Source organism: Pseudoflavonifractor phocaeensis, assembly GCF_016901955.1.
Classification (GTDB): domain Bacteria; phylum Bacillota; class Clostridia; order Oscillospirales; family Oscillospiraceae; genus Flavonifractor; species Flavonifractor phocaeensis_A.
On the sequence record NZ_JACJLC010000015.1, the window covers coordinates 41,010 to 54,717 of the forward strand.

The window sequence follows — 13,708 nt, forward strand, 5'->3', positions numbered from 1 at the left end:
AAAAAAGGAGCTTACTCTGACCCTGGAGGATCAGGCCAAGCTGGCCCGGGACAACGCCAAGAAAATGGAGCAGGGCAAGATTGAGGTCATGAAGGTGGTCGAGGGCGTCCAGGGCGCCGAAAAGCTGGCCGAGCTCATTGAGCGGGGCAAGAAAAACGGCAAGCTGTCCTCCAGCGAGCTGATGGACGTGCTGGAGAACATGGACCTGGGCAGCGAGCAGATGGACAAGATCTATGATACCCTGGAGAATCTGGGCATCGACACCGTGGGAGATGATTATCTGCCCGAGCTGGCCGACGACGTGATGCCCCCTCTGGAGGAGCTCAATGAAATCGAGGAGCTGCCCGAGGAGGAAATCGTAGACCCCAATACCCTGGTGGACTCCTTCGGTATCGACGATCCGGTCCGGATGTACCTGAAGGAGATCGGCAAGGTCAACCTGCTCACCCCCGATGAGGAGGTCCAGCTGGCCCAGGATATGGGGGCCGGAGATGCTGCCAAGGAGCAGCTGGCCGAGCTGGAGCAGGATGGCAGCATCACCCTGTCCGATGAGGAGCTGAGGGAGCTGCGCCGGCTGGTGAAGCGGGGCGAGGCCGCCAAGCAGCGGCTGGCCGAGGCCAACCTCCGGCTGGTGGTGTCCATCGCCAAGCGGTATGTGGGCCGGGGCATGCTCTTCCTGGATCTGATCCAGGAGGGCAACCTGGGCCTCATTAAAGCGGTAGAAAAGTTTGACTACACCAAGGGCTACAAGTTCTCCACCTACGCCACCTGGTGGATCCGTCAGGCCATCACCCGGGCTATCGCCGATCAGGCCCGTACCATCCGTATCCCTGTCCATATGGTGGAAACCATCAACAAGGTCATCCGGGTAAGCCGTCAGCTTCTCCAGGAGCTGGGCCACGATCCCTCCCCCGAGGAGATCTCCGAGGAGATGGGCATGCCGGTGGACAAGGTGCGGGAGATCCTGAAGATCGCCCAGGAGCCAGTCTCCCTGGAGACCCCCATCGGCGAGGAGGAGGACTCTCATCTGGGAGACTTTATCCCCGACGAGGACGCCTCCGAACCCTCCGAGGCCGCTTCCTTTACCCTGCTGAAGGAGCAGCTGGTGTCCGTGTTGGGCACCCTCACCGAGCGGGAGGAAAAGGTGCTGAAGCTCCGCTTCGGCATCGAGGACGGCCGTACCCGCACGCTGGAAGAGGTGGGCAAGGAGTTCAACGTCACCCGGGAGCGCATCCGCCAGATCGAAGCCAAGGCACTGCGGAAGCTGCGTCATCCTTCCCGTTCCAAGAAGCTGAAGGACTTTTTGAACTGAATGTCGGCGGCCCCCGGCGGAAGTTACCGCCGGGGGCCGTTTTGCCAGGCCGTGGCGTACCGGACCGTCATCCCCCGTGTGAATCCTACCGATGAGTCAGGCCCTCCCACACGCCTCCACAGTCTGCCCGACCCCATTCCGTTGGAGCGGAAAAGTGGAAATCCATCCCGCATTGTGGTATATTGATATATTATGGATCCTTGGGGGACCATTCCGGTCCACCAAGCATAACCGGATGGGTGGGAACGCGGCATGAGCGGCGAGATATTGATTGTGGATGATGAGGCTGCCATCGGCAACCTGGTGGAGATCTATTTGAATAACGAGGGCTACACCGTGCATAAATGTACGGACGCCGCCGGGGCCCTGGCTTGCGTGGAGCGGAAACCGCTGGACCTGGCCATTCTGGATGTGATGCTGCCCGACATGGACGGCTTTGCTCTCTGTCAGAGAATCCGAGAGCGGTATCTGTTCCCCATCATCATGCTCACAGCCAAGGTAGAGGATATGGATAAGATCACCGGCCTTACCCTGGGCGCCGATGATTATATTACAAAGCCCTTCAACCCCCTGGAGCTGGTGGCCAGGGTCAAGACCCAGCTGCGCCGCTATACCCGCTACAATCCGGGCAGTGGCATGGAAACTCCTCGGGAGTATGACATTCGGGGATTGCAGATCTCCAGCACCAACCACAAATGCACCCTTTTCGGGGAAGAACTTACCCTGACCCCCCTGGAATTTTCCATCCTGTGGTACCTGTGCAGCCGCCAGGGACATGTGGTGTCCAGCGAGGAGCTCTTCGAAGCGGTGTGGGGAGAGAAATTTATGGACAGCAACAACACCGTCATGAGCCACATTGCCCGCCTGCGGGAAAAAATGCATGAAAACAGCCGCAAGCCCAAGTTCGTCAAAACGGTCTGGGGGGTGGGTTATACCATTGAATAACGCGGAACTGCGGGAACAGCGGGCCAGGCGTGCGGGCCGGCGGGCCTGGGGCCGGTATCTGCTGGCTCTGTTGGCCTGGGTAGCGGCGGTGATCGCTATGGTTTTTATGGGCGTTCTGGTCTGCTCCAGCGTCACCTGGTATGCGGGGAGCCCCCTTTACCAGCTCCTCACCTGGGTACGGGATTATATTGTGTTCGTGTGCGCGCTGACGGTGCTGGCGGGCTGGGTGGTCATCAGCTATGTGTTCATCGGTCGCTCCGCCCGGGACATGGAGTGGCTGCTGGCCGGGGCGGAGGAGCTGGCCCACCCCACAGCCTCCCCCATCCGTCTGCCCCAAACCCTGCAATCGGCGGAGGATCAGCTCAATCTGGTACGGGAGCAGGCCCTGCTGGGCGCCCGTACCGCCAAAGAGGCTGAGCAGCGGAAAAATGATCTGGTGGTCTACCTGGCCCATGACCTGAAAACCCCCTTGACCAGCGTGATTGGCTATCTCACCCTGCTGCGGGACGAGCCACAGCTCTCCCCTGAGATGCAGGCCCGGTACACCGGCGTGGCCCTGGAAAAGGCCGAGCGGCTGGAGGATCTTATCAACGAATTCTTTGATATCACCCGGTTCAGCCTCTCCCACCTGGAGCTGGAAAAACGGGACGTGGATCTGAAGCGGCTCCTGGAGCAGATGTGCAGCGAATTCGGACCGGTCCTGGCCCGGCGGCAGATGACCTGCGCTCTGGATCTGCCCGGTGAGCTGCGGCTGATCTGTGACCCGGATAAAATGGCCCGAGTCTTTGACAACCTGCTCAACAACGCCTGTCACTATGCCTATCCCGGTTCTACTCTGTATGTGAAGGCCTGGGAGGCAGACGCTCAGGTGACCATCACCTTTCAGAACGCCGGGGCCACCATTCCGCCGGAAAAGCTCTCCAGGATGTTTGAGCAGTTCTTCCGCCTGGATCCCTCCCGGGGGAGCCACACCGGCAACGCCGGGCTGGGCCTGGCCATTGCCAAGGAGATCGTGGAGGCCCACGGCGGCGCTATCACCGCCCAGAGCGCCCAGGAACAGGTGGTTTTTACCGTCACTCTGCCCCTGTAAGAAAATCACAAGATTTTTCACAGAATATCACAGGAACTTCACAAGGGAAAAGAAACACAGACAACGCCTTGTTTTGGTACGATTTCAGTGCCAAAGCAAGGCGTTGTTTTTTGGGAGGTTTTTTGTATGAAACAGATTTTGGTTTTTTTCGGGGGCTGTTCTACCGAATACGGTGTGTCCCTTCAGTCTGCCCACGCGGTGTTGACCCACCTGGACCGCTCCCGCTATCTTCCCATCCCGGTGGGCATCACCCGGAATGGACAGTGGCGGTACTACGCCGGGCCGCTGGACGCCATCCCGGAGGACCGCTGGCAGGAGGAACCCTGGATCCCCTGCGCCCTCTGCCCTGACCGGGGCAGTGGGAAACTGCTGCTGCTGGACGGCAGCGGGAGTTCTCTCTCCTTCGACGCCGCCTTCCCGGTACTCCACGGAAAAAACGGTGAGGACGGCACGCTCCAGGGCCTGCTGGAGCTGGCGGGTATCCCCGTCATCGGCTGCGGTACTCTGTCCTCCGCCCTGTGCATGGACAAGGACCGGGCCCATAAGCTGGTGGCTCTGGCCGGGATAAAAGTCCCCCGGAGCCAGCTGTTCCACCAGGGTGTCCCGCTCGATGAGCTGGAGCAGGCGGCAGCCGCGCTGGGCTTTCCGCTCTTTGTAAAGCCTGTCCGGGCTGGCTCCTCCTTTGGCGTCACCCGGGTCACCGGTCCTGCTGGCTTGGCGGACGCGGCAGCCACCGCTTTTGCCAATGACCGGGAGCTGCTGCTGGAAGAAGCCATCCCCGGCTTTGAGGTGGGGTGCGCCGTACTGGGCACAGAAGATCTGACCGTGGGAGCGGTGGATGAGATCGAGCTATCCCATGGCTTCTTTGATTTTGAGGAAAAATATACCCTGAAAACCTCCTCCATTCACTGTCCCGCCCGCATTCCGCCGGAAAAAGCAGCGGAGATCCAGGCGGCGGCCAAGGTCATCTACCGGGCCCTGGACTGCAAAGGCTTCGCCCGGGTGGACTCGTTCCTCACCCCGGCAGGAGAGGTCATCTTCAACGAGGTGAACACCATCCCCGGCTTTACCGCCCACAGCCGCTATCCCAACATGATGAAAGCGATCGGCCTGGACTTTTCCCAGTTGATCACCCGCATCATGGAGACGGAGGTGGGAGCATGAGGGCGCAGATCCAAACCGCCGATCCTCTGCTCCTGGTAAATGCCGCCCATTCCATCCCAGACGCCTCCTGCCCGGAGCTGATCGCCGTGGATCCCCGCTGGCCGGAGGTCCTGTTGGCGCAGCGGGCGGCAGCCCTGCTCAACGCCTGCATCCGATCGGTAGGAGGCGAGGAGCACATCGTCCCTGTATCCGGCTGGCGGAGCCGGAAGGAACAACAGGCCATCTGGGATCAAACCCTGGCCCGGGAGGGGGCAGTCTTTACCCGGCAGTACGTGGCCTGCCCTGGGCACAGTGAGCACGAGACGGGCCTGGCCATCGATCTGGGGCTGGCAGCCCCGGAGATCGACTTTATCCGCCCCCTTTTCCCCTACGACGGCGTGTGCGGCGCCTTCCGCCGGCGAGCGGCGGATTTCGGCTTCATTCTCCGTTATCCCGCCGGAAAGGAGGAAATTACCGGCATCGCCCATGAGCCCTGGCATTTTCGTTACGTTGGCGTGCCTCATGCCCAGCTCATGGTCCGCCTGGGCCTTACCCTGGAGGAATACCTGCTCCTGCTGCGCCGGGACCATACCCGACGCCCCTTGACCACCCAGGCGGGCGCCCGGATCTTTCAGATCCAATACTGCCGGGGTACGGACCGTCCCAACGGGGAGGATACCCAGGCCCTCCCCTGCCAAATATCGGCGGACAACTGCGGCGGCTTCGTGGTCACCACCTGGAGGTGACCGCCATGTCCATACGAGGATTCTTCACCTATTGGTCCAGAGGGGATCGGATGGGCGGCCTTTGGCGGTTGTATGGCCTGCGCGGCCGGGCCAGGCACAGGCTGACCCGGGATCTCTGGACCCTCCTGCTCAACCGCTCCGCCCGGCGGCACGGAGGCTACCTGGGTCCCGAGGCTGTGATTCAGGGACGGCCAGTCCTTCCCCACGGGCTGCACGGCGTTTACATCTCCCGCTATGCCACCATTGGGCCGGGCTGCCGGATCTATCAAAACGTGACCATCGGAGAAGTAGGTGGAAAGGCCCCCTTCATCGGTCCTAACTGCCTGATCGGCGCCGGCGCAGTGATAGTGGGGGACATAAAGGTGGGGGCAGGCGCAAAGATCGGAGCGGGGGCGGTGGTGTGCCAAGACATTCCGGAAGGGTGCACTGTGGTAGCCGGGCCGCCCCGGATCCTAAAGCGGGGGGATGGCCATGTCTGATTCCAAAAACCGAGCTTGGCGGGAGGTGGATCTCAGCGCCCTGGCTCACAACGCACACATCCTCCAGACAGCCCTGGCTCCCGGCTGCCGCCTAATGGCAGTGGTCAAAGCCGACGCTTACGGTCACGGGGCCATCCCCACTGCCCGCCGGCTGGAACGGGAAGGGATCCGAGCCTTCGCGGTGGCCTGCCTGGACGAGGGGATCGCCCTCCGCCAGGCAGGGATCCGTGGCGAGATCCTGATCCTGGGCTACACCTCTCCCTGGGAGGCGGAGGAACTGATTCGGTGGAAACTGGTCCAAACCGTGGCCGACGAGCTTCATGGACAGGCACTGGCCGCCCGGGGCCTGCCCGTTCCGGTCCATCTGGCACTGGACACCGGGATGCACCGCCTGGGCATCCCAGCAGAAGACCGGGCGGCTCTGGTTCGCCTGTATGGACTGGCTGGGCTAAATATCCGGGGGGTATTCTCCCATCTGTGCGTTTCAGACAGTCTTCAGACTCAGGATCTGTCCTTTACCCAGGAGCAGCTGAAGCGGTTCTACGGAGCGCTCCAATGGCTGCGAGCACAGGGATATGCCCCCGGAGAGACTCATATTCAAGCCAGCTACGGCATCTGGAACCTGCCGCCCCAACCCTGCACCTGGGCCCGGGCTGGCATCGCTCTCTACGGAGTCACCAGCGACGGCAGGCCCACAAGGCAAGCGCTGGATCTTATACCAGTGCTATCTTTGCGGGCACGAGTGGCCTCCGTGCGTACCCTGGCTCCCGGAGAGGGCGCGGGATACGGTCTGGCCTTTCGGGCCAAGGATGCCCGGCGGCTGGCTACGGTCACGATCGGCTATGCCGACGGCCTGCCCAGAGATCTGCCACATCGGGGCGGCGCCGTCCTTCTGGCCGGGCAACGCTGCCCCATGGTGGGCAGAATGTGCATGGACCAGCTGCTGGTGGATGTGACCCATGCCCCTCACGCCGCCCCCGGCGACGTGGTCACCCTCATGGGCAGGGACGGAGGGCAAGTCATCTCCGCCGAGAATCTGGCCCGTCAGTGTGGCACCATTACCAACGAGCTGCTCTCCCGCCTGTCCCACCGCCTGCCGGTGGTAACGGCTGCCTTTGCGGCAAAACCGAAGAAAGAGAACCTTTTCTGACTTTAAAATAACAAACGGAGGGCCTGTCGCGGGATATCGCGACAGGCCCTCCGGCCGTTGCTATCCTATGTCACTGGTCCAGCAGGTCCACATAGAGCTGACCCAGAGCGGGGGCCTCCTGGATCAGCCCCTCGCTGAGCAGCCAGTCCACGTTCTCCTGCCAGCACTCCGCCGTCTGGGACAGGAAGGGTGCCTCAGCAGTCTCCATCATGGGCAGGAGGGTGGCCATGCTCTGTTGCTCCACCGTCTGGGACAGGGGGAAGTTCTCCTCGTTCTGATTGTTCAGCAGGATTTGGAGCACCCCGTCCGGGTCGGCCTGCATGTCGTCAAAGCCCTTGGCGCAGGCCCGCAGGAAGCCCTTCAGTACCTCCGGCTCGTTCTCGATCATCTCGTCGCTGGCCAGGAACACCCCCTCATAGTAGGTGGGCACACCGTAGTCGTCCAGGTCGAACCAGTTGACCTCGAACCCCTCCTCCTCCATCTGGGGCACCTCGTGGTTCACCAGGCAGCCGATGGTGGCGTCCACATTGCCGGTGGTCATGGAGCTCATCAGGTCAAAGCCCACGTCAATGAGGGTCACGTCGCTGGAGTCCGCCCCCACATAGGCCATGATGGAGTGGATCAGGGCCTCGGACAGCTCGGTGCCGGCGTAGCCGATGGTCTTGCCCACCAGGTCCTCCGGAGAGGTGATGTCCTTCTCCTTCAGGGAGAGAATGATGTTCAGGGGCCCCTGGACCACCGCGCCGATGGACTTGATGGGCACATCCTGATTGGCCCGGGCAATGATGACATCCTGCTGGTAGTACAGGCCGATCTCCGCCTGTCCGGCGGCTACCAGGGACATGGCGTCGTTGGCGTTGGAGGGGAACTGGATGGTCACGTCCAGGCCCTCCTCGGCAAAATAGCCCTTCTCAATGGCGTCGTACAGGAAGGCGTGGAGAGCATTGGGGTACCAGTCCAGCACCACGCTGATCTCCCGCAGCTCCTGACCGCCGGAAGGGGTGTCCCCGCCGGTCTCAGTCCCGAGCTGGGCGGCGGGGGCAGAGCATCCTCCCAGCAGGAGGGCCCCCGCCAGGGCAAAGGTACAGATCCGTTTCATATCCATCTTTCCTTTCCTTTTTATATGCTTCTTATGAGGATTCGCCTCTCCAGCGGACAAATTTCCGCTCCAGCAGAGCCACGATACCCACGGCCGCCATGGCTACCGCCGACAGCAGCACGATGGGGGCAAATACCCCCGCCCCGTCCAGCTGACTCATCATCCGGCGGGAGAAGTAGCCCAGGCCGCTCTGGGCTCCAAGCCACTCCCCGATGGCCGCCCCGATGATGCTCATGGGCACCGCCATTTTGATGGCGGAGAAAAAGTAGGGCAGAGCGCAGGGGGCCTTGATCTTCCAAAAAATCTCCCGGCGGGTGGCGCCGTAGGTCTGAAGGAGCTCAGCCATCTCGGTCTTGGCTGAGCGCAGGCCGTCGTACACCGTGATGGTGATGGGAAAAAAGGTAATGAGCACCGTCACCACCACTTTGCTCCAGATGCCGTAGCCAAACCACAGCACGAACAGCGGCGCGATGGCGATGGTGGGGATGGTCTGGGAGACCACCACCACCGGGTAGAGCATCCGCCGCACCACGTCGCTGGCGTCCATGGCCACTGCCAGGGCCAGGCCCAGCACCAGGGAGATGGCCAGGCCGATGGTAGTCACCGTCATGGTGGCGGGCAGATGGGCGGTGAACAAGGGCTCTCGCAGCTCCCACAGCCGCTGGAGCACCTGCACCGGCGTGGGCAGGATGTAGGCCGCGTTCATCCCCATGGCTCCTCCCTGCCATACCATCAGCAGGGCAAGCAGGAAAATGAGGGCAGGCAGGTTGCCCTTGCAGGCTTTTTTCATGCCGTCACCTGCTTTCTCAGCAGCGTAATGAGCCGCTCCTTCAGTTCCACCATACTGGGCTCCGCCAGACAGGCCCGGTCCCGGGGGAACCCGGCGGGCACCTGAATCTCGGTAAGGGCATGGATGGGGGTGGCCTCCACCACCAGCACGCTGGAGGACAGGAACACCGCCTCCTCCACGTCGTGGGTGATGAACAAAATAGTCTTCTTATGCCGCTGCCACTGGTCCAGCAACCACTCCTGCATGGAGATGCGGGTAAGAAAATCCAGAGCGGAGAAGGGCTCGTCCAGCAGCAGCAGGTCGCTGCCCGTCAACATGGTGCGGGCAAAGGCGGCCCGCTGCCGCATCCCGCCAGACAGCTCGTGGGGCATCTTGTCAAAGCAGCCCTCCAGCCCCACGTCGGCCAGGGCCGCCTCCACCTTCTTTCGCCGCTCTCCTTTGGACAGGCCTCCGGCCACCTCCAGAGGCAGGGCCACGTTCTCCCCCACGGTGCGCCATGGAAAGAGCAGGTCCTTTTGGGGCATATAACCGCAGTACCGCTTCCGCCCGCCGATAGGCTGGCCGTCCACCAGGATCTCGCCCCCCTTGGGGGCAAGCAGGCCGTTGGTCATGCGGAAGATGGTGCTCTTGCCGCAGCCGCTCACTCCAACGATGCAGTGAAAGGAGCCGGGCTCCACCTGGAAGGAGAGCCGGTCGATGATGTCAAAGTCCTCCGATGGGTACTGATAGGACACTGATTGAAATTCCAGGGCACTCACCGCTCCAACCTCCAGGCCATGTCCCAGAACCCCAGCTCATACCGGCTGCAATTCACAAAGATATCCTCCAGCCGCCGGTACTGTTCCTGGGTGCAGCCCTCCGCCAGGGCGTCCATCCGGGCCACCAGGGCATCGTTGGTCCGCTGGTACTCTTCCCCGGCGTAGCCCCGCACCCACTCTCCGTAGAAGGGATGGTCCACCGCCCCGGGGATCCGGGCCAGCCGGGCACCGATCTCGGCGTAGCTCCAAGAGCAGGCCAGGATGGAGGCCACGATCTCCGCCGGTCCGCCGGAGGCCGCCGCCGAGAGCATGTAGCTGGTGTAGGACAGGTTGGCCAGGGCGGGCTTCACCCGGAACACCTGCTCCTCGGTGATGCCCAGCCGGGCCATATAGGCCCGGTGGGTCTTCATCTCGCCCCCCAAAATGGCGTCTACATTGGCGGAGAAGAACCGCATCAGCTCCGGCTGGTCAGCCTTCACCACCCCCCAGGCGAATACCTTGGCGTAGTCAAACAGATACAGATAGTCCTGGAGCAGAAAATACTGAAACTTCTCCCGGTCCAGGGTGCCGTCTCCAATGCCCCGCACAAAGGGGTGGTCATGACAGGCCTGCCAGATGGGCTTTGCCGCCTTATACAGCCGCTGGGTCACGGTCACAGGGCATTCCTCCAATCCAAAATGGTCTCGTCCGCCAGGGCGGACAGCTGGGGCCAGTGTGCGTCATAGGTAGCCTCCGGGATCCCCACCACATAAAAGCCCGCCTTCTTGGCCGTCCGGGCGGCATAAAAGGCATCCTCGAACACGGCGGTGTTCGCCGGAGCGGCCCCCAGACGACGGGCGGCTTCCAGATACACCCGGGGAGCGGTTTTACCCACACCCACCGTCTCGCAGCTGAGGATAAACTCCAGATACCGGGCAATCCCCAGCCGCTCCAGGCAGATCCTGGCCAGGGGCTCCGCCGTGGCGGTGGCCACACACATCCGCACTCCTTTGGCCTCCAGGGCGGCCAGATAGTCCGCCGCCCCCGGTTTTAAAGGGATATCGGTACGATAGCGCCGTTCCATGATCTCCTCCATGTCCCGGACAATACGCTCGGGCGGACCTTTTATGCCAAAGGTATCCATGAGATAGGCCGTCCCCTCCTCCATGGTCATGGGGGTCATGATGGCCAACTGCTCCTGGGTAGGGTGAAACCCTCGTTCCTCCAGATAGTTCCGCCCCAGGGCCTTCCAGGCGGGCATGGAGTCCACCAGTGTTCCATCCATATCGAAAATGCAGAATTTCTTATCCATAAGCGGCCACCATTTCTTCCGCCAAGACTCGCAGGGACCGGGCGGACTGTTCCGGTTGGGCCTGGGCAAAGAGAGCGGACACCACGGCGGCTCCTGCCGCCCCGGTGCCGGCCAGACGGAGCAGATTACCGGCGTTGATCCCGCCGATGGCCACTACCGGGATGGTCACCGCCCGGCAGATATCCCGCAACGTGTCCAGGCTCAGGTTCTTGGCGTCCCCCTTGGTGGTGGTACCGAACACCGCCCCGGCGCCAACGTAATCGGCCCCGGCCTGCTGTGCCGCCATCGCCAGCTCCACCGTGTTGGCGGTGATGCCCAAAATCTTGTCCGGCCCGATGATGGCCCGGATGTCCCGGCCCATCAGGTCTCTTTGGCCCACGTGGACCCCATCGGCGTCGCAGGCCAGGGCCAGCTCCACACTGTCGTTGACCACGAAGGGCACCCGGTAACGGGCGGCGACCTCCTTCACCCGGCGGGCCAGGCTCAGCAACGCCTCTCCTGTCAGTTCCTTTTCCCGCAGCTGGAGAAAGGTGGCTCCGCCCCGCAGCACCTCCTCCACCACCTGCTCCAGGGTACGGTCCCCCAGCCAGGTCCGGTCGGTGACAGCATAGAGGGTCATCCCCCGCCGGATCTCATCCTTGGTAAATTTCATAGCGCACTCCTTGTGTGATCTGCTCCTCAGTTAGGTTGAACAGACTGTCGATGAGGTCGATGCGGAAGGTGGCGTTACCCGTCCCCTTCCGTAGCCGCAGCCGCTCCGCTTCCTCTCCAGCAATGGCCATGGCTGCCGCAGCCGCCGCCGCAGCTTCAAAGGGCTTGTCCGGACAAGCCCCACAGAATGCCCCTGTGAGGGCGGACAGCATACAGCCGCTGCCGGTGATCCGTGCCATGGTGGGGCTGCCGTTGCGGAGGAAAAGCACCCGCTCCCCCTGGGCTACCACGTCCACCGCCCCCGAGAGCACCACCGCTGCCCCTGTCCGCCGGGACAGGGCAAGAGCCAGCTCCGCCGCCCCAGGCAGGCCGGACTCGGTGACCGCGTCGGCGGCGGACACGTCTACCCCGCTGCCGCCGCCCTTATCCTGGGCCAGGGCCCGGATCTCCGAGGCGTTGCCTCGGATCACGGCAAACTGTACTTCTTCCAAGAGTCTGCGGGCGGTCTCCCGCCGCAGGCTGGTGAACCCGGCGGCCACCGGGTCGAAAACTACCGGCACCCTCAACCGGTTGGCCTCTTTTCCCGCGATAAACATGGCCTCCTGATAGTCAATGCCCCCCAGGTTGAGCACCAGGGCCTGGACTCCCGCCACCGCGTCAGCCACCTCCAGGGGATGGTGGGCCATGGTGGCGGAGGCCCCCGCCGCCAGCAGGATGTTGGCGCAGTCGTTGACGGTAACCATGTTGGTGATACACTGAACCAGAGGCCCCCGCTCCCGCACCGCCCTGAGCCGGGCGGCAAATTCCATCCGTTCCATGGCGCTCACCGCGCCACCAGGGCCTGCATGGTATCCAGGCCGCCGGACCGCTTCAGGGCAAAGAGCACCGCTCCGGCGATGACCGAGCCACCTACAGTGGACACCAGGAAGGGCACCATGTAGGCGAAGGCCGCCACCTTCTGCCCCAGGATCAGCGTGGCGATGGGCCAGGCGGCCAGCGCGCCCAGCACCCCGGTACCTACCACCTCTCCCACACAGGTGGCGGCCAGATTGCGGGTACCGGCGTAGGTAAGGCCGCACACCAGGGCCCCTACCATGCTGCCGGGGAAGGCCAGCGGAGAGCCCAGGGCCAGCAGGTTGCGCAGCAGGCTGGCGGCGAAGGCGGAAGCCAAACCGTAGCCCGGTCCCAGGAATACGGCGCACAGGATGTTCACCATGTGCTGCACCGGAGAGCACCGGGAGCTGAGCACCGGGAAGGAAAACAGACTGCCCGCCACCGCCAGGGCGGTGAGCAGTCCGGCAATGGCCAGCTTTTTTGCCGGGTTGCTCTGTCTCACGTCCGATCCCCCTTACCGCCTACCTGTCCCCCCTCTGGGATGGCGTAGTTGTGCCACAAGGGGCCACTGCCCCGGCCCAGATCCAGCCTGGCCTCCATGGCGGCGGTGATGTAGGCCTTGGCTTTCTCCACCGCCCCGGGCAAGTCCTCCCCCAGGGCCAGGAAGGAAGCAATGGCGGAGGACAAGGTGCAGCCCGAGCCGTGGTTATTGGGGTTGTCCACCCGGGGAGCCCGGAACCAGCTGGCCTGTCCTTTCTGCCACAGCAGGTCGTCGGCACAATCGGTCCGGTGGCCCCCCTTCACCAGCACCGCCCCGGGCAGGGTCTTGCCGATGGTCTCCGCCGCCCGCAGCATATCCTCCCCGGTCTCGATGGCAAAGCCGCACAGCCGCTCCGCCTCCGGGATGTTGGGGGTGATAACCGCCGCCAGGGGGAAAAGCTCCTCCATCAGGGCGGTGAGGGCGCTGCCCTGCATAAGGGCGGAGCCGCTGGTGGCCACCATCACCGGGTCCACCACAATGTTCTCCGCCTCATACTGCCGCAGCTTAGCCCCGATGGCCCGGATGATGGGGGCAGAGGACACCATGCCGATCTTCACGGCCTGGGGGCGGATATCCTCAAAAACGCAGTCCAGCTGTTCCCCCACGAACTCCGGGGTGGCCTCCAGCACGTCCCGGACGCCGGTGGTGTTCTGGGCGGTGAGAGCAGTGACCGCGCTCATGCCGAACACCCCCAGACAGGTCATGGTTTTCAGGTCGGCCTGGATGCCGGCGCCCCCGCTGGAGTCGCTGCCGGCAATGGTAAGCACACATTTCATAGTTATGACCATTCCTTTCCGCTGCGCTTCAAGGCACCAAAGGAAAATGAAACACAGGTGTCTCTAACGCAGCAAGTCGTAATTTGTTAGAATAGGCTTGAGG

General features: G+C 63.0%; 16 protein-coding genes. 7 read left to right on the forward strand and 9 right to left on the reverse strand.

Going from position 1 to position 13,708, the window contains the following annotated elements; all coding sequences use genetic code 11:
* Window positions 1–88 precede the first annotated feature (88 nt).
* From rpoD to vanT, 7 genes are all read left to right on the forward strand, one after another.
* Window positions 89–1,312 (forward strand): RNA polymerase sigma factor RpoD, encoded by a 1,224-nt coding sequence (gene rpoD / locus H6B51_RS05430; protein WP_204882728.1) that lies wholly within the window; start codon window positions 89–91, stop codon window positions 1,310–1,312.
* A gap of 252 nt (window positions 1,313–1,564) precedes the next feature.
* Window positions 1,565–2,257: a VanR-ABDEGLN family response regulator transcription factor gene (gene vanR, locus H6B51_RS05435; protein WP_204882711.1), complete on the forward strand. Its 693-nt coding sequence runs from the start codon at window positions 1,565–1,567 to the stop codon at window positions 2,255–2,257.
* Window positions 2,250–3,347: a sensor histidine kinase gene (locus H6B51_RS05440; RefSeq protein WP_243421151.1), complete on the forward strand. Its 1,098-nt coding sequence runs from the start codon at window positions 2,250–2,252 to the stop codon at window positions 3,345–3,347. The genes vanR and H6B51_RS05440 overlap by 8 nt, the downstream gene beginning before the upstream one ends.
* 126 nt (window positions 3,348–3,473) lie before the next feature.
* The gene (gene vanG / locus H6B51_RS05445; RefSeq protein ID WP_204882713.1) at window positions 3,474–4,511 is read left to right on the forward strand and encodes a D-alanine--D-serine ligase VanG; all 1,038 of its coding nucleotides are present in this window, start codon (window positions 3,474–3,476) and stop codon (window positions 4,509–4,511) included.
* Window positions 4,508–5,236: a D-alanyl-D-alanine carboxypeptidase family protein gene (locus H6B51_RS05450; RefSeq protein WP_204882714.1), complete on the forward strand. Its 729-nt coding sequence runs from the start codon at window positions 4,508–4,510 to the stop codon at window positions 5,234–5,236. Before vanG ends, H6B51_RS05450 begins: the two co-directional genes overlap by 4 nt.
* A gap of 5 nt (window positions 5,237–5,241) precedes the next feature.
* The gene (locus H6B51_RS05455; protein WP_204882715.1) at window positions 5,242–5,715 is read left to right on the forward strand and encodes an LbetaH domain-containing protein; all 474 of its coding nucleotides are present in this window, start codon (window positions 5,242–5,244) and stop codon (window positions 5,713–5,715) included.
* Window positions 5,708–6,865 (forward strand): serine racemase VanT catalytic subunit, encoded by a 1,158-nt coding sequence (vanT, locus tag H6B51_RS05460; RefSeq protein ID WP_204882716.1) that lies wholly within the window; start codon window positions 5,708–5,710, stop codon window positions 6,863–6,865. Before H6B51_RS05455 ends, vanT begins: the two co-directional genes overlap by 8 nt.
* A gap of 70 nt (window positions 6,866–6,935) precedes the next feature.
* Here the strand turns inward: vanT and H6B51_RS05465 are convergent, their stop codons facing one another.
* From H6B51_RS05465 to thiD, 9 genes are read right to left on the reverse strand one after another with little or no spacing between them, the layout of a single operon-like run.
* Window positions 6,936–7,964, reverse strand: coding sequence for an ABC transporter substrate-binding protein (locus H6B51_RS05465; RefSeq protein ID WP_335342110.1), 1,029 nt, complete (start codon window positions 7,962–7,964; stop codon window positions 6,936–6,938).
* A 31-nt stretch (window positions 7,965–7,995) separates the two neighbouring features.
* Window positions 7,996–8,754: an ABC transporter permease gene (locus H6B51_RS05470; RefSeq protein ID WP_204882718.1), complete on the reverse strand. Its 759-nt coding sequence runs from the start codon at window positions 8,752–8,754 to the stop codon at window positions 7,996–7,998.
* Window positions 8,751–9,512, reverse strand: a complete 762-nt coding sequence (locus H6B51_RS05475) for an ABC transporter ATP-binding protein (protein WP_204882719.1) — start codon at window positions 9,510–9,512, stop codon at window positions 8,751–8,753. The genes H6B51_RS05470 and H6B51_RS05475 overlap by 4 nt, the downstream gene beginning before the upstream one ends.
* Window positions 9,509–10,168 carry a thiaminase II gene (gene tenA, locus H6B51_RS05480; protein WP_204882720.1) on the reverse strand — a complete coding sequence of 220 codons (660 nt, stop codon included), beginning with the start codon at window positions 10,166–10,168 and terminating at the stop codon, window positions 9,509–9,511. Before tenA ends, H6B51_RS05475 begins: the two co-directional genes overlap by 4 nt.
* Window positions 10,165–10,803, reverse strand: coding sequence for an HAD family hydrolase (locus H6B51_RS05485; protein ID WP_204882721.1), 639 nt, complete (start codon window positions 10,801–10,803; stop codon window positions 10,165–10,167). Before H6B51_RS05485 ends, tenA begins: the two co-directional genes overlap by 4 nt.
* A complete protein-coding gene (gene thiE, locus H6B51_RS05490) occupies window positions 10,796–11,455 on the reverse strand; it encodes a thiamine phosphate synthase (protein ID WP_204882722.1) in 660 nt (219 codons plus the stop codon). The genes H6B51_RS05485 and thiE overlap by 8 nt, the downstream gene beginning before the upstream one ends.
* Entirely contained in the window at window positions 11,436–12,272 is an 837-nt protein-coding gene (gene thiM, locus H6B51_RS05495; RefSeq protein ID WP_204882723.1) for a hydroxyethylthiazole kinase, read from the reverse strand. Before thiM ends, thiE begins: the two co-directional genes overlap by 20 nt.
* A gap of 5 nt (window positions 12,273–12,277) precedes the next feature.
* Window positions 12,278–12,790: an energy coupling factor transporter S component ThiW gene (gene thiW / locus H6B51_RS05500; RefSeq protein WP_204882724.1), complete on the reverse strand. Its 513-nt coding sequence runs from the start codon at window positions 12,788–12,790 to the stop codon at window positions 12,278–12,280.
* On the reverse strand, window positions 12,787–13,605 hold the full coding sequence (gene thiD, locus H6B51_RS05505) for a bifunctional hydroxymethylpyrimidine kinase/phosphomethylpyrimidine kinase (protein ID WP_204882725.1): 819 nt from the start codon (window positions 13,603–13,605) through the stop codon (window positions 12,787–12,789). The genes thiW and thiD overlap by 4 nt, the downstream gene beginning before the upstream one ends.
* Window positions 13,606–13,708 lie beyond the last annotated feature (103 nt).

Bases quoted from the DNA above. Each gene is read 5' to 3' on its own strand.
- rpoD (WP_204882728.1), top strand. From the start codon at position 89: ATGAAGGTGGTCGAGGGCGTCCAGGGCGCCGAAAAGCTGGCCGAGCTC.
- vanR (WP_204882711.1), top strand. From the start codon at position 1,565: ATGAGCGGCGAGATATTGATTGTGGATGATGAGGCTGCCATCGGCAAC.
- vanG (WP_204882713.1), top strand. From the start codon at position 3,474: ATGAAACAGATTTTGGTTTTTTTCGGGGGCTGTTCTACCGAATACGGT.
- H6B51_RS05450 (WP_204882714.1), top strand. From the start codon at position 4,508: ATGAGGGCGCAGATCCAAACCGCCGATCCTCTGCTCCTGGTAAATGCC.
- H6B51_RS05455 (WP_204882715.1), top strand. From the start codon at position 5,242: ATGTCCATACGAGGATTCTTCACCTATTGGTCCAGAGGGGATCGGATG.
- vanT (WP_204882716.1), top strand. From the start codon at position 5,708: ATGTCTGATTCCAAAAACCGAGCTTGGCGGGAGGTGGATCTCAGCGCC.
- H6B51_RS05465 (WP_335342110.1), bottom strand. From the start codon at position 7,964: ATGAAACGGATCTGTACCTTTGCCCTGGCGGGGGCCCTCCTGCTGGGA.
- H6B51_RS05470 (WP_204882718.1), bottom strand. From the start codon at position 8,754: ATGAAAAAAGCCTGCAAGGGCAACCTGCCTGCCCTCATTTTCCTGCTT.
- H6B51_RS05485 (WP_204882721.1), bottom strand. From the start codon at position 10,803: ATGGATAAGAAATTCTGCATTTTCGATATGGATGGAACACTGGTGGAC.
- thiE (WP_204882722.1), bottom strand. From the start codon at position 11,455: ATGAAATTTACCAAGGATGAGATCCGGCGGGGGATGACCCTCTATGCT.
- thiM (WP_204882723.1), bottom strand. From the start codon at position 12,272: ATGGAACGGATGGAATTTGCCGCCCGGCTCAGGGCGGTGCGGGAGCGG.
- thiD (WP_204882725.1), bottom strand. From the start codon at position 13,605: ATGAAATGTGTGCTTACCATTGCCGGCAGCGACTCCAGCGGGGGCGCC.